The 21,696-nt window shown below is 70.7% G+C and carries 20 protein-coding genes and 1 tRNA gene; 11 read left to right on the forward strand and 10 right to left on the reverse strand.

The annotated features are described in order from the left end of the window. Position 1: 1 nt before the first annotated feature. Positions 2 to 1,369, reverse strand: a complete 1,368-nt coding sequence (locus ASE68_RS19110) for an RNA polymerase sigma factor (RefSeq protein ID WP_055863218.1) — start codon at positions 1,367 to 1,369, stop codon at positions 2 to 4. Positions 1,370 to 1,376: 7 nt separating this feature from the next. Then, positions 1,377 to 1,718: a YciI family protein gene (locus ASE68_RS19115; protein ID WP_055863220.1), complete on the reverse strand. Its 342-nt coding sequence runs from the start codon at positions 1,716 to 1,718 to the stop codon at positions 1,377 to 1,379. Positions 1,719 to 1,913: 195 nt separating this feature from the next. Between ASE68_RS19115 and ASE68_RS19120 the strand changes: the two genes are divergently transcribed. Continuing rightward, on the forward strand, positions 1,914 to 2,255 hold the full coding sequence (locus ASE68_RS19120; RefSeq protein WP_055863222.1) for a YciI family protein: 342 nt from the start codon (positions 1,914 to 1,916) through the stop codon (positions 2,253 to 2,255). A 3-nt stretch (positions 2,256 to 2,258) separates the two neighbouring features. After that, positions 2,259 to 2,606, forward strand: coding sequence for a YciI family protein (locus ASE68_RS19125; protein WP_055863224.1), 348 nt, complete (start codon positions 2,259 to 2,261; stop codon positions 2,604 to 2,606). Between the two features lie 9 nt (positions 2,607 to 2,615). Here ASE68_RS19125 and ASE68_RS19130 read toward each other — a convergent pair whose 3' ends face one another. After that, the gene (locus tag ASE68_RS19130) at positions 2,616 to 3,380 is read right to left on the reverse strand and encodes a LysE/ArgO family amino acid transporter (RefSeq protein ID WP_055863431.1); all 765 of its coding nucleotides are present in this window, start codon (positions 3,378 to 3,380) and stop codon (positions 2,616 to 2,618) included. Positions 3,381 to 3,466: 86 nt separating this feature from the next. On the opposite strand from ASE68_RS19130, the gene ASE68_RS19135 reads away from it, so the two are divergent. Beyond that, on the forward strand, positions 3,467 to 4,390 hold the full coding sequence (locus tag ASE68_RS19135) for a LysR family transcriptional regulator ArgP (protein ID WP_055863225.1): 924 nt from the start codon (positions 3,467 to 3,469) through the stop codon (positions 4,388 to 4,390). A gap of 214 nt (positions 4,391 to 4,604) precedes the next feature. Beyond that, on the forward strand, positions 4,605 to 4,778 hold the full coding sequence (locus tag ASE68_RS20000) for a CsbD family protein (protein ID WP_082462533.1): 174 nt from the start codon (positions 4,605 to 4,607) through the stop codon (positions 4,776 to 4,778). A gap of 256 nt (positions 4,779 to 5,034) precedes the next feature. Here the strand turns inward: ASE68_RS20000 and ASE68_RS19140 are convergent, their stop codons facing one another. The 5 genes from ASE68_RS19140 to ASE68_RS19160 all read right to left on the reverse strand — a co-directional run bounded on the left by ASE68_RS19140 (position 5,035) and on the right by ASE68_RS19160 (position 12,466). After that, positions 5,035 to 6,261, reverse strand: a complete 1,227-nt coding sequence (locus ASE68_RS19140; protein WP_055863227.1) for a pyridoxal phosphate-dependent aminotransferase — start codon at positions 6,259 to 6,261, stop codon at positions 5,035 to 5,037. Positions 6,262 to 6,348: 87 nt separating this feature from the next. After that, positions 6,349 to 6,753, reverse strand: a complete 405-nt coding sequence (locus ASE68_RS19145; RefSeq protein ID WP_055863229.1) for a hypothetical protein — start codon at positions 6,751 to 6,753, stop codon at positions 6,349 to 6,351. Between the two features lie 178 nt (positions 6,754 to 6,931). Beyond that, positions 6,932 to 9,187 carry an esterase-like activity of phytase family protein gene (locus ASE68_RS19150; protein ID WP_055863231.1) on the reverse strand — a complete coding sequence of 752 codons (2,256 nt, stop codon included), beginning with the start codon at positions 9,185 to 9,187 and terminating at the stop codon, positions 6,932 to 6,934. A gap of 176 nt (positions 9,188 to 9,363) precedes the next feature. Beyond that, complete coding sequence (locus ASE68_RS19155; protein WP_055863433.1) at positions 9,364 to 10,767, reverse strand: MFS transporter; 1,404 nt, start codon at positions 10,765 to 10,767, stop codon at positions 9,364 to 9,366. A gap of 181 nt (positions 10,768 to 10,948) precedes the next feature. Next, on the reverse strand, positions 10,949 to 12,466 hold the full coding sequence (locus tag ASE68_RS19160) for a deoxyguanosinetriphosphate triphosphohydrolase family protein (RefSeq protein WP_055863233.1): 1,518 nt from the start codon (positions 12,464 to 12,466) through the stop codon (positions 10,949 to 10,951). A gap of 186 nt (positions 12,467 to 12,652) precedes the next feature. On the opposite strand from ASE68_RS19160, the gene ASE68_RS19165 reads away from it, so the two are divergent. The 7 genes from ASE68_RS19165 to ASE68_RS19195 all read left to right on the forward strand — a co-directional run bounded on the left by ASE68_RS19165 (position 12,653) and on the right by ASE68_RS19195 (position 19,122). Then, positions 12,653 to 15,724 (forward strand): hypothetical protein, encoded by a 3,072-nt coding sequence (locus tag ASE68_RS19165; protein ID WP_157421773.1) that lies wholly within the window; start codon positions 12,653 to 12,655, stop codon positions 15,722 to 15,724. Positions 15,725 to 15,834: 110 nt separating this feature from the next. Continuing rightward, positions 15,835 to 15,907: transfer RNA gene (locus ASE68_RS19170), tRNA-Trp, on the forward strand. Positions 15,908 to 15,947: 40 nt separating this feature from the next. Continuing rightward, positions 15,948 to 16,223 carry a preprotein translocase subunit SecE gene (gene secE, locus ASE68_RS19175; protein WP_055863436.1) on the forward strand — a complete coding sequence of 92 codons (276 nt, stop codon included), beginning with the start codon at positions 15,948 to 15,950 and terminating at the stop codon, positions 16,221 to 16,223. Positions 16,224 to 16,285: 62 nt separating this feature from the next. Next, complete coding sequence (gene nusG, locus ASE68_RS19180; RefSeq protein ID WP_055863237.1) at positions 16,286 to 17,215, forward strand: transcription termination/antitermination protein NusG; 930 nt, start codon at positions 16,286 to 16,288, stop codon at positions 17,213 to 17,215. 150 nt (positions 17,216 to 17,365) lie between these two features. Next, on the forward strand, positions 17,366 to 17,794 hold the full coding sequence (gene rplK / locus ASE68_RS19185; RefSeq protein ID WP_055863240.1) for a 50S ribosomal protein L11: 429 nt from the start codon (positions 17,366 to 17,368) through the stop codon (positions 17,792 to 17,794). Between the two features lie 133 nt (positions 17,795 to 17,927). Further along, a complete protein-coding gene (gene rplA / locus ASE68_RS19190; RefSeq protein ID WP_055863242.1) occupies positions 17,928 to 18,617 on the forward strand; it encodes a 50S ribosomal protein L1 in 690 nt (229 codons plus the stop codon). A gap of 139 nt (positions 18,618 to 18,756) precedes the next feature. After that, complete coding sequence (locus ASE68_RS19195; RefSeq protein WP_055863244.1) at positions 18,757 to 19,122, forward strand: iron chaperone; 366 nt, start codon at positions 18,757 to 18,759, stop codon at positions 19,120 to 19,122. A gap of 128 nt (positions 19,123 to 19,250) precedes the next feature. On the opposite strand, the gene ASE68_RS19200 is transcribed toward ASE68_RS19195, so the two are convergent. Together ASE68_RS19200 and ASE68_RS19205 are read right to left on the reverse strand one after the other, a co-directional pair. After that, positions 19,251 to 20,774, reverse strand: a complete 1,524-nt coding sequence (locus ASE68_RS19200) for an APC family permease (RefSeq protein ID WP_055863246.1) — start codon at positions 20,772 to 20,774, stop codon at positions 19,251 to 19,253. A gap of 149 nt (positions 20,775 to 20,923) precedes the next feature. Continuing rightward, entirely contained in the window at positions 20,924 to 21,661 is a 738-nt protein-coding gene (locus tag ASE68_RS19205; RefSeq protein ID WP_055863248.1) for an HAD family phosphatase, read from the reverse strand. Positions 21,662 to 21,696 lie beyond the last annotated feature (35 nt).

A 21,696-nucleotide genomic window follows, 5' to 3' on the forward strand; every position in this document is an offset into this window, starting at 1 on the left:
TTCAGCCGGCGTCGGCACCGGATTCGGCACCGGCGGCGCCCGGACTGCCGGCGAGCTCGGTGAGCCTGCGCTCGAGGAAGCGCCGCTCGGGCTCGGTCGGCGCCAGGGCGATGGCCTGACGGATCCGTTCGGCCGCGGCATCCGTTCGCCCGATGCGGCGCAGCAGGTCGCCCTGCGCTGCGGGAAGCAGGTGGTACCGGTCGAGGGCTCCGGATGCCGCGAGCCGGTCGAGTTCGTCGAGCCCCGCCCGCGGGTGGCCGGCGAGGCCCACCGCCACGGCGCGGTTGAGCTCGATGACGGGCGACGGCGTGAGCTCGAGCAGCGCGTCGTACCGCCGCACGATCGCGGCCCAGTCGGTGTCATCGGGGTGCGCGGCCCGTGCGTGCTCGCGCTGGATCTCGGCCTGCAGGCGGTACGGCCCGGCCGCGGCCCTCGACGCCGACGCCGCCGCCGACGAAGCCTCGGCCGTGTCGAGCCGCGCGAGCACGCCCAGCCCCTCGGCGATCTCGGCGTCGTTCCACGTCGTGCGGTCCTGCTCGTCGAGCGGCACGAGGTCGCCCGCCGCATCGATGCGCGCTGCCGAGCGCGCGTGCTGCAGCAACAGGAGCGCGAGCAGCCCGGCGGCCTCCGGCTCGTCGGGCATGAGGGCCGCGACGAGTCGCGAGAGCCGGATCGCCTCCTCCTGCAGGTCGAGCCGCAGCAGCCGGTCGCCCGAGCTCGCGAGGTAGCCCTCGTTGTGCACGAGCATGAGCACCGCGAGCACGCCGCTCAGGCGCCGCCGCAGCTCGTCGCCCTCCGGCACCCGGTACGGGATGCCCGCGTTGCGGATCTTGCGCTTCGCCCGCACGAGCCGCTGCGCCATCGTCGCCTCCGGCACGAGGAACGCGCGCGCGATCTCGGGCGTCTCGAGCCCGCCGACGGTGCGCAGGGTCAGCGCGACCCTCGCTTCGAGCGGCAGTGCCGGGTGCGCGCACGTGAAGATCAGCCGCAGCCGGTCGTCGATCTCGCTCGCCGCCGAGAGCGTCGTCGCAGCGAGGTCGGCCGGATCCGTCGGCGCGTTCGGCCCTCGCATCTCGTCCATCACCATCCACTCCCTGACCTTGTCGATCTCGACGCCGCGGCGGCGCAGCACGTCGAGGGCCCGGTTGCGGGCCACGGTCGTGAGCCAGGCGCCCGGGTTGTCGGGCACGCCCTCGACGGGCCAGCGCTCGGCCGCCCGAACGAAGGCGTCGGCCGCGGCGTCCTCGGCGAGGTCCCAGTCGCGGGTCGAGCGGATCAACGTCGCGACGATCCGCGTCCACTCCTCGCGGTAGGCGCGCTCGACGACGGCATCCGGCGACCCCGGCGAATCGGGCTCGGTCCGCGTCATCCGCCGATCACTCGTCCTCCAGGCCGTTCCAGTAGGGCCGGAGCTCGATGCGCCCGAGCCTGGACATCGGATGCCGCGACGCGACCTCGATCGCCTCGTCGAGGTCGCGGCAGTCGAGGATGTCGTACCCCGCAATCCACTCCTTCGACTCGGTGAACGGGCCGTCGGTCACGATGGTCTCGCCGTTGCGCACGCGCACGAGCGTGGCGTCGCGCACGGGCTGCAACCGCTCGCCCCCGACCCGCGTTCCGCGCTCATCATTCTCGGCGACCCACTGCTCGATGGGGATGCCCTCGTCGCCGGAACGGTCGGGGTCGGTGTCGGTCGCGACGAACATGAAGTACAGCATGTGCTCTCCTCGGTTTTCGGTTTCACGGTATGCCCAGGCGACGAACGAGGACAGGATGAATCGACACGCTCGCGACATCCGGCCGAAAAAAGTTGGACGCAGGCCCGGATGTCGCGAATTCCCCGGTGGATGTCGATTCCGCCGCACCCCGTTCGTCGCAGGGGAAAGAGCGTGACGAGAAAGGAGCGCAGCGTGATGGAGATCATGATGTTCGTGGTCGCGGACCCCGACGTGGATGCCGGGGAGGTCGATCAGGAGGCCGTCGCCGAATGGGATCGCACCATGGCCGAGCAGGGCGTGGTGAAGCGGGCCATGCGGTTGCGGCCCGCCGACGAGGCCGTGACCGTTCGGGTCAGGGGCGGCGAGACGATCGTGACCGACGGCCCGTTCACCGAGTCGAAGGAGTGGATCGCGGGCTACGACGTGCTCGAGGTGCCCGACCTCGAGACGGCCGTCGAGATCGCGAAGGGCGACCTGCTCGCCCGCCACGGCGCCCTCGAGCTGCGGCCCTTCTGGACCCTGCACGGGGAGGAGTGAGTCATGGAGTACATGATGTTCGTCGTGCACGACCCCGAGGCCGAGCCGTACGTGGCCGAGGAGGACGACCTGGCCGAGTGGGACGCCGAGATGGTGCGCCGCGGCGTCTCGATCGCAGGCGACCGCCTGCGGCCGCCCGAGTTCGCGAAGACCGTGCGAGTGCGCGGTGACGAGGCGATCGTCACCGACGGCCCGTTCACCGAGTCGAAGGAGTGGGTCGCGGGGTTCGACGTCATCGAGGTGCGCGACCTCGACGAGGCGATCGAGGTGGCCGCGAAGCATCCGATGGCCAGGTTCGGCCGCATCGAGCTCCGGCGGGCGTGGCCGCTCAGCGAGGGCTTCGAGCTGTAGGGCGCGGTGTCAGTGCGGCAGCACGAGCATCACGCCGAGCGCGATCATGACGACGGCGATGATCCCGTCGAGCACGCGCCACGCGCGCGGGCTCGCGAGCACGCCGCCGAGCAGCCGGGAGCCGTAGGCCAGGCCGAAGAACCAGATCAGGCTCGCGAGGCCGGCGCCCGCGGCGAACGCCCAGCGCGCGTCGCCGTGCGTGTTCGCGATCGAACCGAGCAGGAACACCGTGTCGAGGTACACATGCGGGTTCAGCCAGGTCAGCGCGAGGCAGGTGAGCACGGCCGCGGTCAGGGTCGTGCGGCCGACGGTCGGCGCGGTGCGCGGGGCCGTCGGGTTGATCCGAGCGATCGTCGGGGTCGCGGATGCCGCGGCCGGGCCGGGAACGGAGGCCGAGGTGTCCCGACCCGAGCCGTCCGCACCCGGGCCGCCCGCGGCATCCGCCCCACCGCTCGTGCCGCCGGCCTCGCCGGAACGCTCGCCGGCGACGAGGGCCTCGCCGCTCGGCCGGATCGCGCGCTTGGCGGCGAGCAGCCCGTAGACGACGAGGAACGCCGCACCCGCCCAGCGCACCGCCTCGACGAGCCACGGCACGGCCTGCAGCACCGCGCCGACGCCGGAGACGCCGAGCATGATGAGCGCGAGGTCGCTCAGGGCGCAGATCGCCGCGACGGCGAAGACGTGCTCGCGGCGGATGCCCTGGCGCAGCACGAACAGGTTCTGCGCGCCGATCGCGATGATGAGCGAGAGGCCGAGGCCGAGGCCGGCGAGCATGGCGGAGAAGGGCACGCTTCGACGGTAGGCGCGAATCTCGCATCAATCCAGCTCAGGTTCCTTCAGAAGCATTAGCGTTGCTTCAGATGGAGATCCCGACCGACCTCGCCCGCACGCTTGCCGTCGTCATCGACGAGGGCACGTTCGACGCGGCCGCCCGGCGCCTGCGCATCACGCCGTCGGCGGTGTCGCAGCGCATCAAGGCGCTCGAGCAGCAGCTCGGCCGGGTGCTCGTCGTGCGCAGCAAGCCCGCGCGGGCGACCGAGGCCGGCGCCGCCGTCGTGCGGCTCGCGCGTCAGCTCGCGCTGCTCGAGCACGACACGCTCGCGGCGTTCGGGCTCGACGCCGGCGACGACGATCGCGGCGGCGGCGGCGGCGGCGGCGGCCCGGCGCGGCCCGTGACCCTCCCGCTCGCCGTGAACGCCGACTCGCTCGCCACGTGGTTCCTGCCGGCGCTCGCGCGCGTCGCCGAGCGGCATCCGGTGGTCTTCGACCTGCACCGCGACGACCAGGACTTCACGGCCGGCCTGCTCGAGTCGGGCACCGTCATGGGCGCCGTCACCTCGCAGGCCGATCCGGTCGCCGGATGCCTCGTGCGCTCGCTCGGAACCATGCGCTACGAGGCGGTGGCCACCCCGGCGTTCGCCGCACGCTGGACGCTGCCCGAGCGCGCGGATGCCTTCGCGACCGCGCCCGTCGTCGAGTTCGACCGTCGCGACGACCTGCAGCGCCACTACCTCGCCGCCCGCGGCGTCGATCCCGACGCCCCGCCCCGCCACTTCGTGCCGGCCTCGGCCGACTTCGCGACGGCGATCAAGCTCGGCCTCGGCTGGGGACTCCTGCCAGGGTTCCAGTCGACCGACGAGCTCGCGGCCGGCACGCTGGTACCCCTCGGCGGGCCGCCCGTCGACGTGCCCCTGTACTGGCAGCAGTGGAACCTGCGCTCGCCCCTGCTCGACGCCGTCGCCGATGCGCTCGCCGCCGAGGCCGCGACCGCGCTCGCGCTGTGATGTCGCGCGAATCGTCGTGAACGCCGGTGATTGCGAGCGATTCGCGCGACATCGGCGGTCGCCGCGCGCGGGCCTCGCGAGGGGGCGGGCACGGGCCGCGCCGAGGGCGTTAGGCGATTCCACCTGTGAACTCAACCCCTTGTCGCCCTTGCGCGCGACGCGTTGACTTGGTCCCACAGCACGGCAGACCGCCGCAGCTGGAAGGGAGTCCATCATGGGAACCGATGACCGCATCAAGAACACCGCCGAAGACCTCGGGGGCAAGGCCAAAGAGGCCCAGGGCAAGCTGACCGGTGACGACTCGAAGGTCGCCGAGGGCAAGGCGGATCAGGCCAAGGCCGATCTGAAGAACGCCGCCGAAGACGTCAAGGACGCCTTCAAGCACTGACCCCCACCGCTCCCTCGGCGGCGTCGACGCGGCCGAGGACTTGAGAACGAGAACGCCCGCACACCGGGGAGTGCGGGCGTTCTCGTGCGTCCGGGCCTGCTCGACATCGCCGAGCCGCAGGATGAGACGTGCGACTCGCCGGTGCGGCACCGCGTGTCGGCGTCGATCGTCCGACGACTCGGCGCGGCGAAGCACCGACGGCGAGCGGATGTCGCGTGCCGGGCGCCCGCGATGACGCGACCGGCGGCGCCCGCGACTACGCGAACAGCCGCTGCAGGCGCTGCACGCCCTCGAGGAGCGGCGCGTCGCCCAGCGCGTAGCTGAAGCGCAGGAATCCGCTGGGGCCGAACGCCTCGCCGGGAACGGCGGCGACCTCGGCCTGGTCGAGGATCAGGTCGGCGAGCTCGAGCGAGTTCGTCGGCGTGACGCCGCCCCATTCGCGACCGAGCAGTCCCGTGACATCGGGATAGACGTAGAACGCGCCCTCTGGCACCGGAACCGTGAGCCCGTCGATCTTCGACAGCTCCGACACGATGAGGCGGCGACGGCGGTCGAACGCGCGGCGCATCTCCTCGACGGCGTCTTGGGGGCCGTTCAGTGCGGCGATCGCGGCGCGCTGCGACACGTTCGACACGTTCGACGTGAGGTGCGATTGCAGGTTCGCGGCGCCCTTGATGACGTCGGCGGGGCCGACCATCCAGCCGAGGCGCCAGCCGGTCATGGCGTAGGTCTTCGCGACGCCGTTGACGAGGATCGTCTGGTTCGCGAGGCCGGGCACGGCCTCGACGATCGACAGCGCGCGCGGGGCGGCGGCATCGGCCGGGCCGTCGATGGGCGCGTAGGTGAGGTTCTGGTAGATCTCGTCGGAGACCACCCAGATGCCGTGCTCGAGCGCCCACTCGCCGATGGCGCGCGTCTGCTCGGGGGAGTACACGGCGCCGGTCGGGTTCGACGGCGAGACGAAGAGCAGCACCTTGGTGCGCTCGGTGCGCGCGGCCTCGAGCTGCTCGACGGTCACGAGGTAGCCCTGCTCGGAGCCGGCGAAGACGTCGACCTGCACGCCGCCGGCGAGCTTGATCGCCTCGGGGTAGGTGGTCCAGTAGGGCGTCGGCACGAGCACCTCGTCGCCCGCGTCCAGCAGCACCTGGAACGCCTGGTAGACGGCCTGCTTGCCGCCGTTCGTGACGACGACCTGGCCGGGCGAGACCTCGAGGCCGGAGTCGCGCAGCGTCTTCGCGGCGATCGCCTCGCGCAGCTCCGGCAGGCCGGGCGCGGGCGTGTAGCGGTAGTTCTTGGGGTCGTGCACGGCTGCGAGCGCCGCCTCGACGATGTGATCGGGCGTCGCGAAGTCGGGCTCGCCCGCGGCATACGAGATGACGGGGCGGCCCTCGGCCTGCAGGGCTTTCGCCTTCGCGTCGACCTTGAGGGTCGCGGACTCGGCGATGGCGGCGATTCGGGTGGACAGGCGGGTGCGTTCGGTCACGACGACCAGCCTACGGCGCGCGGGGCGCGCATGACAGGGCGACGGATGCCACCGGCGTGCGCCGCGGCATCCGTCGCCGTCGTCGGGTCAGCGGCGGATCTTGAGCTCGCGGCCGTGCACCGTCAGCGCGTAGATCACGAGGATGTCGATCGCGAGCACGATGAGCGACCACCACGGCTGCACGGGCAGCAGGAACAACTGCCCGATCGCGTTGAGGATCACGAGGATCACCGCGACGACCCGTGCCCACGTCGCTCCGGAGAAGAGCGCTGCGCCGATCAGCACGAGCAGTACGCCGCTGATCACGTGCCACCAGCCCCACCCCTGCACGTCGAACAGGAACAGTGCGCCCCCGCCGGTCGTGAGGTAGGCGCTGTCGGGCATCGCGAGTGCGATGAATCCGTACAGCACGTCGAAACCGCCGGCGACGATGAGCATGATGGCGGCGAAGACGCCCCAGCCGACCCAGCCGGTCTTCTCGGTGTCACTCATGTGAGGCTCCCTTGGCATCGAGACGTCGACGCGGATCCGCATCGACGCAGATGGTGCTGCGCCACGGTAGCGCGCGAGGGGGAGCGCCGCCACGAGGCACGCGGGCCGCATGACACGGCGACGGATGCCACGGGCCTGCGCCGTGGCATCCGTCGCCGTTCTCGTCGGCTCGTCGGGGTCAGATGGTGACCGCGACCTCGGGCTGGTCGCTGAACGCGCCGTTCATGCCGGCGTTCACGAACACCCGGAGCTCGCCGACGAGGTCGCCGGGCGCGTTGGGATCGGTGCTCGAACGGAACTCGGCGGGGAGGAACTGGTTCTCGAGCCGGAAGGTCCAGCCGTGGACCGTGAGGCCCGCCGCGTGGGCGTCGGCGATTACGCTGGTCGGTGTTCCGAGCGTTCCCGCGGGGGTGCGCGGGATCATGACCGACTTCTCGAGGCCGACGCCATCGGCGTAGCCGGCGACCTCGGCGAGGCCCGCGGGCGTGACGAGGTCGGCGTACGTGCGGGGGTCGCCGGAGGCCGTGAAGTCGTAGGGCCGGCCGGCGGAGTTGACGAGCTGCGCGAGGTGCACGTCCGTCAGCCCGTCGAGCTCCCTGAGGTTGCCGACCTCGAAGCTCTGCACGATCACCGGGGCATCGGCGCGGTCGACGCCGTTCGCCTGCAAGGCTGCGACCAGCGGCTCCTCGAGCGAGAGGCCGATCGAGTCGAAGTACGTGGGGTGCTTCGTCTCGGGGTAGACGCCCACCTGGCGTCCGTCGCAGCTCACCGAGTGGCGGGCGAGGCCGATGACCTCGTCGAGCGTCGGCACCTGGTAGAGCCCGTCGAACGCGGTGTTCGCCGGGCGCGTGATCGGCAGGCGCTCCTTGGCGCGCAGCGTCCGGAGTTCGGCGAGCGTGAAGTCCTCGGTGAACCAGCCCGTGATGCTCGCGCCGTCGATCGTCTTCGTCGTCCTGCGCGAGGCGAACTCGGCCCGGGCCGAGACATCCGTGGTGCCGCCGATCTCGTTCTCGTGCCGCGCGACGAGCACGCCGTCCTTCGTGGAGACGACGTCGGGCTCGATGTAGTCGGCGCACTGCACGATCGCGGTCTCGTACGAGGCCAGCGTGTGCTCGGGGCGGTAGCCGCTCGCGCCGCGGTGGCCGACGATCGTCACGTCCGACGGCGTGATCCTCACCTTGTCGAGGTCGATCACGTCGAACTCGGTGTCATCGGGCGTGCCCGGGATGCGCGCATCGTTGCCGGGGTAGTTGTTGTCGTTGGCGATGAGCAGGTTCCCGTTCCTCAGCTGCACGACCGTCTCGAACGACTGCACGGGGAGGGAGAAGACCGCCCCGGTGCCGTACCCGTCGCCGGCCCCGATCTCGTCGGGGTTCGCGATGTGGAGCGCGTCGACCACGAGCGTCTTCTCGAGGTGCCCCTGCGCGTCGGCGCGGCGGAGGTCGACTTGGTAGATGCGTTTCGTGACCGCCTGGTCGCCCTCGAAGTCGTCGCGCTCGACCACGAGCAGCACGTTGTTGCGCACGGTGAAGGCGTCGCCGATGACGTTCGCCTCCTGGTCGGTCTGGTAGCTCCAGGTGCGGCCCGTGTACGAGCCGCGGCGCGTGTCGAACTCGTGGATCTCGCGGCGGCGCAGGTCGGTCTCGTCGGCGTAGGAGCCCTCGATGATCGGGTACAGGTAGCGGCCGTCAGTGGATGCCGCGAGCGCCTCGTAGCCTCGGCTCGCGCGGACGCGCGGGGTCTCTCCGGCCAGGAGGTACGGGTTCTGCGGCGACTTGGCACCGGTGAGCGAGTACGGCTTCTCGAGGAGCGTGCCCTTCACGTCGAAGTGCAGGAGGAACGGCCCGAACTCCTCGCCGACCCAGAACGTCCCGTCCTTGGCGCGCACGACGGATTCGATGTCGAAGTCCGCGCCGGTGAGCAGCCGTTCGCGGGTGTCCCCGTTCACGATCGGGAAGTCGAGGACCCGCTTGCGGTCGTTGTACGAGATGAAGCGGGTGACGGAGATCGAGCCGTCGCCGCCGCGGGCGGTCTGCCAGTTCGGGCGCACGAGGTAGTTGCGCAGGAGGAAGTCAGCCGAGTTGGCCTTCGTGCCGAAGCCATTGTCGGGCTGGGCCCAGAAGGTGCCGTCCCCGTTGTCGATGGCTGCGGAGAACCCGGGGATGACCTGCCCGGCCCACGGCCCGACCCGTCCGTTCGCGGGCGAGGCGAGCGCGCCCGACGCGGGTCCACGCTCGAGATGATCGGCGGAGAGGGTCGCACGGGCGACGAGGGTGGGCTCGATGGCGCGCACGAAGGGCGCGCGCGAGGCGCCCCCGCGGTCGTCGCCGGGGGCGGCGACCGCGGAGACGGGGACGAGGACGGCGGCGGTGGCGATGACCGCGGCGGTCAGGGCGATGAGACGCGGCAGGGCGCGTCGCGAGTTTCGGCTCATGCCGTGAGCCAATCGTCCGAGGCCCACCGTGTGGGTGGCCTACGGACGAAGCTTGGGCGAACGGCGCGGAACCACGCGGTGGCGCGTGTGGCGGGCATGACGGCGACGACCCGAGACGGCTGCCGACGCCGCCGCCGACGGCGCCGACTGACGACGCTGCCGTCGCCCGCTCCGCGTCAGTCGGCGTCGCGTGCCGAGAGCGGCTCGGCGATGTCCTCGAGCGACTTGCGCTCGGCCGAGACGCCGAGGAAGACCTCGACGAGGCCCGCCGCGATCATGAGGCCGGCGCCGATGTAGTAGCCGATCGCGACGGCCGGGATGCCGTCCTCGATCAGCTGGCCGAAGAGCACCGGGCCGATGATGCCGCCGATGCCGGTGCCGAGCGCGTAGAAGAACGCGATCGACATGGCGCGGGTCTCGAGCGGGAAGATCTCGCTGACGGTGAGGTACGCGCTCGACGCCCCGGCAGAGGCGAAGAAGAACACGACGACCCAGCACGCGGTCAGCCAGAACGCGTCGAGCGCGCCGCTCGCGAAGAGCATGCCGGTGCCGACGAGCAGGATGCCGGAGACGATGTACGACGACGAGATCATGACCTTGCGGCCGACGCTGTCGAAGAAGCGGCCGAGCAGCAGCGGCCCGAGGAAGTTGCCGATCGCGATGGGCACGAGCGACCACGGCGCGATGTCGTCGGGAACCCCGAGCAGCTTCGTGAGCACGAGCGCGTAGGTGAAGAACACGGCGTTGTAGAGGAACGCCTGGCCGATGAAGAGCGAGAGTCCGAGCACGAACCGCTTCGGGTACCGCGTCACGGCGGTCTTCGCGATCTCGACGAACCCGGTGCTCGCGCGCTGCTTGATGCGGATGGCCCGGTCGTCCTCGACTGGGTCGAGCTCGGTCCCCGTCTCCTCCTCGATCGTGTGCTCGATCTCGCCGACGAGCCGCTCGGCCTCCTCGTCGCGGCCGTGGATGAACATCCATCGCGGTGACTCCGGGACGTTGCGCCGCACGAGCAGGATCACGAGCCCGAGCACGGCGCCCAGGCCGAAGGCGAGCCGCCAGCCGACATCGGGGGCGAAGAGCGCCGGGTTCAGCAGGAACACGGTGAGGATCGCGCCGAACGCGGTGCCGAGCCAGTACGAGCCGTTGATGGCGAGGTCGACGGCTCCGCGCCGCCTGGCCGGGATCAGCTCGTCGATGGCGGAGTTGATCGCCGCGTACTCGCCGCCGATGCCGGCGCCGGTGAGGAACCGGCAGACGAAGAACCACATCGGGGTGAACGAGAAGGCCGTCGCGACGGTGGCGACCAGGTAGAGGCCGAGCGTGATGATGAACAGCTTCTTGCGACCGAACCGATCGGTGAGGTAGCCGAAGACGAGTGCTCCGATGCACGCGCCGGCCACGTAGATGCCCGCCGCGAGGCCGACCTCGGCGGTGGTGAGGCCGAGCCCGCTCTCGGGCTCGGTCAGCCGGCTGCCGAGGGCGCCGACGATCGTCACCTCGAGGCCGTCGAGGATCCACACGGTGCCGAGTCCGAGCACCACGAGCCAGTGCCACCTGGCCCACGGCAGTCGGTCCATGCGCGCCGGGATCTTCGTCGAGATCGTCTTGAGCGTGGTCGTCGTCATCGTCGCAGCCCTCCCCGTTCCAGCGACGACGATAAGCCCGTGCGCGCGGGGGCGGCTCGGGGTTGACAGCGGGCGGCGGGTGCTCCTCAAAGGCCCGTGCTCGCGCAGGCTGGTGCTCCGACGGGCGCGTGCTCTAGAGGTTCTGCCCGATGTCCCACAGCCGGTCGGGGCGCCCGTCGATCGCCTCGGACACGGCGAGCGCCTGGTCGTCGCTGAGGGAGGCGACGTAGTCGACGACGCCGCGCCCGACGCCGAGGCGGTGCACGTCGTCGGCATCCGGAACCGGAACGCCCTCGGGCTTGGCGACGCGGAGGAGCGCGTAGCCCTCGGTCGCGAGGTCGACGAGCTCGCGCAGGCGCTGGGGAACGCGGTGGCGGTCGATGTCGTCGGTGATCCACGCGGTCAGGCCCTTGACGGCGCGCGTCAGCACCCGGCTGAGCCCGCGCTGGTACATGGCGATGTCGGAGCGGTCGAGGATGAAGTGCCGGTGCACGAACTTCAGCACCTCGACCTCGTGCCAGGCGAGCCGGTCGAGGGTCACGAGGCCCGTGCGGATCTCGTCGCCGGGCGCCGGAACGACCGAGGTCTGCAGGTGGCTGATCCACCGGTTCGTGAACGACGAGAGCGAGCGTTCCGAGGCGATCGAGCCGTCGAACGGGATCGCGAGCAGCCCGTCGACGAGGTCGTCGGCCACCACGTCGACGGCCTCGCGGAACGCGTCGTCGGAGGCGATCCACGCGTCGGAGCGGTGCAGCTTGCGGCGCAGGCTCTCGAGTGCCGCGCCGGGCGGCGCCGAGCGGGCGGCGATCGCGTCGGCGTCGAGGTCGCGCAGCGCGGCGCCGTTCTCGATGAAGCCCCGGAACTCGCGGGCCACCGAGCCCTGGCTCAGCAGTCCGGCGCGGTAGAAGTCGTCGACGTCGTGGATCGAGTACGCGATGTCGTCGGCGATGTCCATGATCGAGCACTCGAGGGACTGCTGCATGGGCGGCAGGCCGGTCCTGGCCGAGAACAGGTCGGCCGCGTCGAGGTCGTACGCCGAGAACTTCGCGACCTCGATGCCGCCCGAGACGCGGCGCATGCCCCGCGGCAGCGGCCCCGGCGGCATCGACGCGGCATCGACGAACCGCGTCCACGGGTACTTCGCGACGGCGGCGCGCACCGCGGCGGTGAGGTTGAGGCCGTGCGGGGCGTTCGCCGAGACATCCAGCGTCGCGATGATGCGGTAGGTCTGCGCGTTGCCCTCGAAGCCGTCGGAGAGCCCGAGGGTCTCGCGGGCGAGGCGGTCGAGCACGCGCTCGCCGAGGTGTCCGAACGGGGGGTGCCCCAGGTCGTGCGCACTCGCGGCGGCCTGCACGGCGACGGCGTCGCAGCCGTGCTCGAGCGCGAGGGCACGCGCCGGCGACGCGGCATCCGTCAGTCCGACCGCGATGGCGCGGGCGACCGCGGTGACCTTGATCGAGTGCGTCAGCCGGTTGTGGATCAGCGGGCCGGCGCCGGGCTGCGCGATGACCTGCGTCACGGCCGAGAGGCGCGAGAAGTACGGCGAGAACCGGATGCGCTCGAGGTCGAGCCGGAACTGCGAGTGCTCGCCCGTGACCTGCACGCTCGTGCGTGGCTCGGTCACGAGCCGGGTTCCGCGTTCGACGATCATCGAGCCCCCATCCGTTCGGTGCGGCCGTGCGGTGTGCCGCGGCGCAGGGGGCGGATGCCGCGCCCCGGCGTGCCTCCAATCTACGGGTGGTGCGCGGCACCGCCCGTCGGGCGGTGATCGGCAGCGGAGAGCCGCACCGATGATCACAAGTGGGTCACGCGACCCACTTCGGGGTATGATCCGCGCGTGACGAAGCCCCCCGGCGCGATGACGCGCCCCGCTCGACCCCTGCGCCCGCTGCTCGCCGCGGTGGCCGCCCTGATCCTGCTCGCGCTCGGCGCGGGCATCGCATTCGTGCTGACCGACGCGCTCGGCATCAGCACCGAGGCATCCGACATCCCCGCAGAGACGCTCGTCGCGGCGCCCGCGTCGGCGAGCGTGCCGCCGCCGGTGTTCACGAGCGTCGACGCGCCGGGCTCGCCGAGGCTCGACGCGGCCGTCGCCGAGCTCGAGTCCGCGGTGTCGGATGCCGCGACGACCGCCGGAACCGCGACGCTCTCGGTCGTGGCCGGCGACGGCGACCCGGCCGACGAGGCGTACTCGCTCGAGGGCGACCCCGCCGCCCTGCGCATCGTCGCGGCGAGCACGACGGGAGCCGCGCGCGGCGTCTACGACCTCGCGCAGGCCGTGCGCGACGGCCGTTCGACGTCCGAGCGACTCGGTGAGCGGGTCGAGTCGAGGCTCGGGTTCCGCATGGCCGACCTCGGCGCCGTGGGCGTCGCGGTCGACGAGGAGGCCTGGGCGGCCGGCGACGACTACTCGCACAACTCCAAGGCGTTCGAGGACGTCATCCTGCCCGACGCGCCCTACATCGACGAGGACGCCCTGGCCGTGGCGCGCGAGGACTTCGACGCCTATGTCGCGCACCTCCTCGCCGAGGGGTACACGGCCGTCGCCGTCCCGGGCCTGCTCGAGTACCTGACGTTCTCCGACGTGGGCGACGGCACCGAGGTCTACGAGCCAGACGACGAGCACGTGGCCCGCGCCCTCGCCATGCGCGACGCGTTCGGCCCCATGTGGCAGTCGGCGCGCGACGCCGGGCTGCAGGTGTTCCTGCGCACCGACATGCTCGTCGTCACGACGCCGCTCGAGGAGTACCTCACCGAGCGCTTCGGCGGACTCGACACCGAGAACCCCGAGTTCTGGCAGGTCTACGCCGCGGGCCTCGACGAGCTCTACCGCGAGATGCCGGCGATCGACGGCGTGCTCATCCGCATCGGCGAGGCGGGCCAGGTCTACGACCTGCCCGACTGGGACTACAGCTCCCGGCTCGCCGTGACGACGGTCGACGCGGTGCAGGCGATGCTCACGACCCTGCTCGACCAGGCCGAACGCGCCGACCGCGAGGTCATCTTCCGCACCTGGACCGTCGGCGTCGGCGCCGTCGGCGACCTGCACACGAACGCCGACTCGTACCGCACGGTCTTCGAGGGCATCGACTCCGACCGGCTCATCGTGTCGACGAAGTACTCGCTGGGCGACTTCTACAGCCACCTGCCGATCAACGACACGCTCGAGATCGGCGACCAGCGCCGCATCATCGAGTTCCAGAGCCGGCGCGAGTTCGAGAACTTCGGGGCGTGGCCGAACGACCTCGGCGACCTGTACGCGCAGACGCTCGACCGGCTGCTCGCCGCGAACCCGAACATCGAGGGCATCTGGACCTGGACGCAGGACGGCGGTCCGTGGCGCGCCGGTCCGCTCTCGCTCGAGCTGAAGGCGGGCTTCTGGCAGCTCGCCGAGCTGAACACCGAGCTCGCGGTGCGGCTCGCCCGCGATCCGTCGCTGGATCCGGCATCCGTCACCGCCGACTGGGCGAGGCGGTGGTTCTCGGATGACACGGCCACCGTGCAGGCCATCACGACTGCGATGACCGACTCGCGTGAGGCGATCGCCGACGGGCTCTACATCGGCCCGTACGCCGAGCACCGCGTGAAGGCGATCGGCCTCGAGCCGCCGCCCATGATGTGGATCTTCGAGTGGGACATCCCCACGGGCGACAGCGCCGCGCTCGACGTGATCTACGCGATCGCGCGCGACGACCTCGACGAGGCGATCGCCGGAGGACCGCGCGCCGTCGAGGCCGTCGAGCGCATGCAGGCCCTCATCGACGGAACCGACGCCGCCACGTGGAAGGATGCCGCGCTCCGCGACGCGTTCCGGGAGTCGCTCGCCTACGAGCGGAGCACCCTCGCGATGCTCGCCGACTACCGCGCCATGGTGCTGCACAAGGCGCAGTGGCACGACACGGGGGATGCCGCGGCCTACGAGGACTGGCAGGTGGCGCGCACGGCGTACCTCGCGTCGTCGGCCGAGCACGAGCGGGACTACGCGGGCGACCCGTACCACCCCGCCTACAACCTCACCGCCGCCCACCTCGGCCTCGAGCGCGCCGACCGCGACCAGGCCATGGGCTGGGCGGCCGGTGCGACGCTCGTGCTGGCCCTGCTCTGGATCGCGTACGGCATCGCGGCCCGCTCGCGCCGGATCGGCGCCTGGCCCGGAGCCCGGCTCGCCCGGGCCATGTGGGTCGCCGGAACCCGCCCATGGCGGGCGCCCGACGTCACCGCCGCCCTCGGACGCGCCGAGCGCGTGCTCCTCGTCGCGATCCCCGCACTCGCACTCGTGCTGAGCCGCTGCATCCTCACGTGGTTCGCCGCGCCCGCCCACCTCGTGGCGACGCTCGGGGCCTGGCTCGTCTTCGGCGCGGTCGCGCTGCTGCTGGCGCGGTGGCTCGGCGGCCGCACCGCCATGGCCTCGCTCGCGGCATCCGTCGGCGGAGCCGTGATGCTGCGCGTCGCCCTGCTCTCGTTCGCACTCGCGCCGACCGGCCCCGGCGGCTACTGGTTCGGGTTCTGGACCGATCCGGTCGCGCGGTCGGCCTACTCGACCGTCGCCTTCGCCCTGTTCGCCTGGGTGATCGTGGCCGCCGGCTGGGCGCTCGCGCAGTCGATCGGCGCCCGTCGGGCGATCGGGGTCGTGACGACCGCGTGCGGCGCCGCGATCGCCGTGATCGCCGGGCTCGTCGCGATCGTCGGACTCGAGGCCGCGCTGACGGCGTGGAACGACCAGATGGCCCTGCTCCCGTGGGGCCTGTCGAGGATCCTCGGCATCACGGTCTACCTCGACATCCCAGCGGATTCCGCATGGTGGGCCGCGCTCGTCGGCGTGGTCGTCGCGGGGCTCGGAGCCGTGCTCGCAGGCGCCCGGCGGGGCCGGCGCGGAGCCCGGTTTGGCGGTGGGGCATCCGTCGCCTAAACTTGCTGAGGTTGCGCACGACGACCAAGCTTTCCCGTGCCCGAATCCGTTCAGAATTCGAGTAGGGTGAGCCGGTCGCAATGTGCGATCTTCGGAGGCGAAGTCTCCGAAGGGCGGTGGCTCAATTGGTAGAGCAGCGGTCTCCAAAACCGCAGGTTGCAGGTTCGAGTCCTGTCCGCCCTGCGAGCCGGCAGCGATTGCCGGCCCACGAAAGGTGTACGAGGTGGCCCGAAAGATCATCGACGAACCCAGCGAGGATGTCGTCGCCAACGCGAAGCGCGAGCGCGCATCGCGGCGAAACCCCTTCGCGCGGATCGCGTTGTTCGTTCGGCAGGTCATCGCCGAACTGAAGAAGGTCGTCACCCCGACCCGCAAGGAACTCTTCAGCTTCACCGTGGTCGTGCTCGTGTTCGTCGTCATCATGATGGCGCTCGTGTGGGCACTCGACTCGGTGTTCGGATGGGTAGTGCTGTACGTCTTCGGGTCGACAGGGGCCTGATCAGCCACTCGTCCTGAAGAACCGCGCGTCGCAGGGCGCACGCAAGAGAAGGAATCGAGAAATTGGCAAAGACTGAGCGCGACGACGTCGACTGGGCCACGGCCGCAGAGCAGTCGGCCGAAGACGACGAGGCCCAGGAGGGCAACTCGCTCGAGCACGACGAGCAGTCGGTCGAGCCGGCCGAGCACCGCGCCGTCCACGTCGTCGACGACGAAGGAAACGACGTCGACCTCGATGCCGTTCTCGACGCCATCGCCGAGGCGAACGACCCCGAGGCCGACGCCGTCGTCGACGACGCCCTCGACATCGACTCGGTCGAAGAGGCCGACGCCGCACTCGAGGCCGTCACCGAAGAGAGCGAAGAGCCCGAGCACGACCCCTACGAGGAGTTCCGCAACGAACTGCGATTCCTCCCGGGCAAGTGGTTCGTCATCCACTCCTACGCGGGCTTCGAGCGCCGCGTGAAGGCGAACATCGAGCAGCGCCGCGAGTCGATGGCCATGGCCGACTACATCTACCAGGTCGAAGTTCCGATGGAAGACGTGGTCGAGATCAAGAACGGCCAGCGCAAGATGGTCACCCGCGTGCGCATCCCCGGCTACGTGCTGGTCCGCATGGACCTGAACGAAGAGAGCTGGTCGGTCATCCGCCACACTCCCGGCGTCACCGGCTTCGTGGGCAACGCCCACAACCCGGCTCCGCTGCGCTTCGAAGAGGCCTTCGGCATGCTGAAGAGCCTCGTCGAGATCAAGGACGTCGCTCCCGTCAAGGGTGCGAAGGGCGGCTCGTCCGCCGGCGCAGCACGCGCCGTGCCGGCCGAGGTCGACTTCGAGATCGGCGAGACGATCACCATCAAGGACGGCTCGTTCGCGGGCCTGCCCGGCTCGATCAGCGAGATCAAGCCCGAGAGCGGCAAGCTCACGGTCCTCGTCTCGCTCTTCGAGCGTGAGACGCCGGTCGAGCTCAGCTTCGACCAGGTCACCAAGCTCTAACACCGCAAACCTCACAGGCTCTGCGCAGCGACCCTCCGGTACACTCGGAGGGTTGTGCTGCGTGAGCACCACGATCCACCGCCCTCCGGAACCGCCGGTCGAGCGGGAGAGTGCCCAGGACTTGGGCGTTCGAACAGAAAGAGAGAAATCATGGCACCGAAGAAGAAGGTCACTGGTCTGATCAAGCTTCAGATCAAGGCCGGCGCCGCCAACCCCGCCCCGCCCATCGGCCCGGCGCTGGGTCAGCACGGCGTCAACATCATGGAGTTCTGCAAGGCGTACAACGCGCAGACCGAGTCGCAGCGCGGCAACGTCATCCCCGTCGAGATCACCGTCTACGAGGACCGTTCGTTCACCTTCATCCTGAAGACCCCGCCCGCCGCCGAGCTCATCAAGAAGGCTGCCGGCGTCGCAAAGGGCTCTGGCGTCCCGCACACCACCAAGGTCGGCAAGCTGACCCAGGCGCAGGTGCGAGAGATCGCCGAGGCGAAGATGGTCGACCTCAACGCCAACGACCTCGACGCCGCGTCGAAGATCATCGCCGGCACCGCCCGCTCGATGGGCATCACGGTCGAGTAATCGCCTCGCCGATCAACGCCCCGCTCAGCGGGGTGGATCGGCACGGGATGCCGCGGCATCCGTCACTTCAGAATTTCACTCGTGGCAGCGCCCGCCAGGCGCGATGACCACACTCTCTCCAAGGAGAACCAACATGGCACAGAAGTCCAAGGCCTACCGGGCCGCGGCCGAAAAGATCGAGGCCGACAAGTTCTACACGCCGACCGACGCCGTCGCACTCGCGAAGGAGACCGGTTCGGCGAAGTTCGACTCGACCATCGAGGTCGCACTCAAGCTCAGCGTCGACCCCCGCAAGGCAGACCAGATGGTGCGCGGCACCGTCATCCTGCCGCACGGCACCGGTAAGACCGCTCGCGTCATCGTGTTCGCGACCGGCCCCGCCGCCGAAGCTGCGATCGCAGCCGGCGCCGACGAGGTCGGCGGCGCCGAGCTCATCGAGAAGGTCGCCGCCGGCTACACCTCGTTCGACTCCGCCGTCTCGACCCCCGAGCTCATGGGCCAGGTCGGTCGTCTCGGCAGGGTCCTCGGCCCGCGTGGTCTCATGCCGAACCCCAAGACCGGCACCGTGACCCCGAACGTCGGCCAGGCCGTCTCCGACATCAAGGGCGGCAAGATCGAGTTCCGCGTCGACAAGCACGCCAACGTGCACTTCGTCGTCGGCAAGGCCTCGTTCACGGCCGAGCAGCTCGACGAGAACGTGAAGGCCGCCCTCGACGAGGTCGTCCGTCTCAAGCCGTCCAGCGCCAAGGGCCGCTACATCCAGAAGGGCGCCGTGTCGACCACGTTCGGCCCCGGCATCCCCCTGGACGTCAACGCCATCTAGTCGCACAGACTCCTCCGTCGAGGCGCGCAGTGCGCTTCATGAGGCAGAAGGGCCCATCGGTTCGCCGGTGGGCCCTTTCCTGTCCCCAGTTCGAGGGCATGCGCTGGCCGCCGGCCGATGCCGGTGGCAGGATTCCGCCATGGGCATCATCGACGCGCACCTCGAACGCGCGGCCGCCGGCAACCGCGCCGCGCTCGCTCGGGTCTACGCGGTCGCACGAGCGTCGACCCCCGACCTCACCGAGGGCGAGAGCTACGGCATGCCCGCCCTGCTGTATCGCGGCAAGGGCTTCGTCGCCGCGCTCGAGGCGAAGTCCCACCTCGGCCTCTACCCGTTCAGCGGCAAGGTGCTTCCCGCCCTCGGTGATCGGCTGACCGGGTTCGAATGGTCGCAGGGTGCGCTGAAGTTCACCGCGCAGCACGAGATCCCCGACGACCTGCTGCACCTGATCTTCGAGGCCCGCCGCGGCGAGATCGACCTGCAGCTCGACCGCAAGAAGCGCTAGCGCCGCGCCCGAGCAGCGTGCGGGGTGCGTCGCGAGACGTCGCGTGAGACGACGGATGCCGCCCCGAGACGTTCGGGGCGGCATCCGCTCGCTCTGCGGTGGCGAGCCGTGTCAGGCGTGGTGGACGGTCAGTCGACCTTCGCCATCGTGGCGGTGTCGGCGCGGCGCTGGCGCAGGCGCTCGGCCACCTCGATCGCGTCGCCGGCGGGGGCGTCGGACTTGCGGTCGGGGCGCGCGATGAACAGGTACGCCAGCCCCGAGACGAGCACGACGCCGAGGCCGATCCACACGGCGTAGTCGGCGACGACGTCGCCCGAGCTGCCGGGGGTGGCCATGAGCCAGATCGCGAACACGCCGTAGGCGAGGGCCACGATGTTGACGACGAGGCCCAGGGCGCCGAGCGAGAACGTGCCGGCGGGCTTCCAGCCGCGCAGGCGCTGGCGCAGGGCGCCGAGCACGACCATCTGGAACGCGATGTAGATGCCCAGCACGGCGAACGCCGTGACCGGGAGGGTGATCGCGGGGTTCACGTAGATGAGCAGGGTGATGATCGCCGGAACCGTGCAGGCCACGATGAGGGCGTTGCGCGGCACCTTCGTGTTGGGGCTGACCTTGGCGAGCCAGCGGTGACCCGGGATCATGCCGTCGCGGGCGAAGCTGAAGAGCAGGCGGCTGGCGGCGGCCTGCAGGCTCAGCACGCACGAGATGAAGGCGAGCACCGCGACGACGAGGAAGACCTTCGCGCCGACGGTGCCGAGCGTGGCCTCGAGGATGCCGGGGATCGGGTCCTTGTCCTCACCCGCGACGATCGAGGCGAGGTCGGGTGCGGCGAGCACGTAGCCGCCGAACGAGAACAGCGCCGAGACGCCGCCGACGAGGATCGTGAGGATCATCGCCTTGGGGATGCGGCGGCCGGGGTTCTCGACCTCTTCGGCGACGTCGCCGCAGGCCTCGAAGCCGTAGAAGAGGAAGAGGCCGGCGATCGCCGCGCCGATGAAGGCGGTCGCGTACGAGCCGTCGCCCTCGACGTTCATGGTGTCGAAGAAGACGCTGAACTCCTGCTTGCGCTGGAAGATGAGCAGGTACAGCCCGACGCCGATGACGCCGATCAGCTCGGCCGCGAGGCCGATCTGCGCGACGCGGGCGAGGGTCTTCGTGCCGGTGAAGTTGAAGACGAGCGCCAGCACCAGCAGGCCGAGCGAGAACGCGAGGGTGATCTCGGGCGTCGCGACGATGCCGAACAGGCTCGCGACGAAGCCCGATCCGTAGCCGGCGACCGCCGTGATGGTGACGATCATCGCCCAGATGTAGATCCACGCCGCCATCCACGCGTAGCGGCGACCCCACAGGCGACGCGCCCACGGGTAGATGCCGCCGTGGATCGGGTACTGCGACACGACCTCGCCGAACACGAGCGAGACGAGCAGCTGTCCGGCGCCGACGATGACGATCCACCAGATCGACGGCGGGCCGCCGATGGTCAACGCGACCGCGAAGAGCGAGTACACGCCGACGAGCGGCGACAGGTAGGTGAAGCCCAGTGCGAAGTTCGCCCAGAGGCTCATCGAGCGGTTGAAGGAGTCCTGGTAGCCGAGGACTTCGAGGTGATCGCTGTCGCCGAGGTCGGTCGGCTTGGCTGGTTCGACGGACATGTGCGCCTTTCGGGGTCGTCATGAGGTGCCCTCGGCGCCGCCCCCGCGCTTCGACCACCGCATCGTGGTTGCGCCAGCATAGCCATACATCCGGTCCTAAAACTATAGGTTCGGATGATTTAGTCGAACGGATGTCGCGAGTCGCCGAATCAGGTGGTCGACGCGATCGGAGCGGTGGCCGCGGGGGCGACTCCGGCCGCCGGCTCGCTCGCGGCGAGGAGTCCGGGAAGCTCCGCCATGCGCGTGAACACGCGTGATGCCCCGGCCGCGATCAGCGCCTCGGGAGCGGTCGAGGCGAGTCCACCCGAGGCGAAGCCGAAGACCGTCGCCCCAGCCGCCACGCCCGCCGTCACGCCCGCGACGGTGTCCTCGACGACGGCGCAGGCGCTCGGGTCGACGCCGAGCCCCGCGGCCGCGGCGAGGTAGACGTCGGGCGCCGGCTTGCTGCGGGCGGTCTCCATGCCGCTGTAGACGTGTGCACCGAAGACCTCCGCCAGGCCGACCTTCGCCAGTTGCAGTTCGATCTTCGCCCGGTCGGCGCCCGAGGCGCAGGCGATGCGGCCGTCGAAGGCGGCGGCGACGGCAGCGACCGCGGCGACCGCGCCGTCGATGGGCTGGAGGTCGACGGCCAGCGCGGTATTGCGGCGCGCGCGGAACTCGAGCAGCCACGCCTGATCGGGGCGGATCCCGGTGTGCTCCTCGATGACGTCGAACTCGTCGCTGAGCGCGCGACCGATGAAGCGGTCGACGCACTCCTCGACGCTGATCGGCCAGCCGAGTTCGTGCAGCATGACGCGCAGCACGCCGTTCGTGATCGTCTCGGAGTCGACGAGCACGCCGTCGCAGTCGAAGAGCACGGCCTGGAAGCGCTGCGGGGGAGTCGACACCCGATCGAGGTTACTCCGCGCGCATAGCGTGCGCC

It is taken from the genome of Agromyces sp. Leaf222, assembly GCF_001421565.1.
Classification (GTDB): domain Bacteria; phylum Actinomycetota; class Actinomycetes; order Actinomycetales; family Microbacteriaceae; genus Agromyces.

What these genes read in the sequence shown, in the direction of transcription:
- ASE68_RS19110 (WP_055863218.1), bottom strand. Translation starts at nt 1,369, where the DNA reads ATGACGCGGACCGAGCCCGATTCGCCGGGGTCGCCGGATGCCGTCGTC.
- ASE68_RS19115 (WP_055863220.1), bottom strand. Translation starts at nt 1,718, where the DNA reads ATGCTGTACTTCATGTTCGTCGCGACCGACACCGACCCCGACCGTTCC.
- ASE68_RS19120 (WP_055863222.1), top strand. Translation starts at nt 1,914, where the DNA reads ATGGAGATCATGATGTTCGTGGTCGCGGACCCCGACGTGGATGCCGGG.
- ASE68_RS19125 (WP_055863224.1), top strand. Translation starts at nt 2,259, where the DNA reads ATGGAGTACATGATGTTCGTCGTGCACGACCCCGAGGCCGAGCCGTAC.
- ASE68_RS19130 (WP_055863431.1), bottom strand. Translation starts at nt 3,380, where the DNA reads ATGCTCGCCGGCCTCGGCCTCGGCCTCTCGCTCATCATCGCGATCGGC.
- ASE68_RS19135 (WP_055863225.1), top strand. Translation starts at nt 3,467, where the DNA reads ATGGAGATCCCGACCGACCTCGCCCGCACGCTTGCCGTCGTCATCGAC.
- ASE68_RS20000 (WP_082462533.1), top strand. Translation starts at nt 4,605, where the DNA reads ATGGGAACCGATGACCGCATCAAGAACACCGCCGAAGACCTCGGGGGC.
- ASE68_RS19145 (WP_055863229.1), bottom strand. Translation starts at nt 6,753, where the DNA reads ATGAGTGACACCGAGAAGACCGGCTGGGTCGGCTGGGGCGTCTTCGCC.
- ASE68_RS19150 (WP_055863231.1), bottom strand. Translation starts at nt 9,187, where the DNA reads ATGAGCCGAAACTCGCGACGCGCCCTGCCGCGTCTCATCGCCCTGACC.
- ASE68_RS19155 (WP_055863433.1), bottom strand. Translation starts at nt 10,767, where the DNA reads ATGGACCGACTGCCGTGGGCCAGGTGGCACTGGCTCGTGGTGCTCGGA.
- ASE68_RS19160 (WP_055863233.1), bottom strand. Translation starts at nt 12,466, where the DNA reads ATGATCGTCGAACGCGGAACCCGGCTCGTGACCGAGCCACGCACGAGC.
- rplK (WP_055863240.1), top strand. Translation starts at nt 17,366, where the DNA reads ATGGCACCGAAGAAGAAGGTCACTGGTCTGATCAAGCTTCAGATCAAG.
- rplA (WP_055863242.1), top strand. Translation starts at nt 17,928, where the DNA reads ATGGCACAGAAGTCCAAGGCCTACCGGGCCGCGGCCGAAAAGATCGAG.
- ASE68_RS19195 (WP_055863244.1), top strand. Translation starts at nt 18,757, where the DNA reads ATGGGCATCATCGACGCGCACCTCGAACGCGCGGCCGCCGGCAACCGC.
- ASE68_RS19200 (WP_055863246.1), bottom strand. Translation starts at nt 20,774, where the DNA reads ATGTCCGTCGAACCAGCCAAGCCGACCGACCTCGGCGACAGCGATCAC.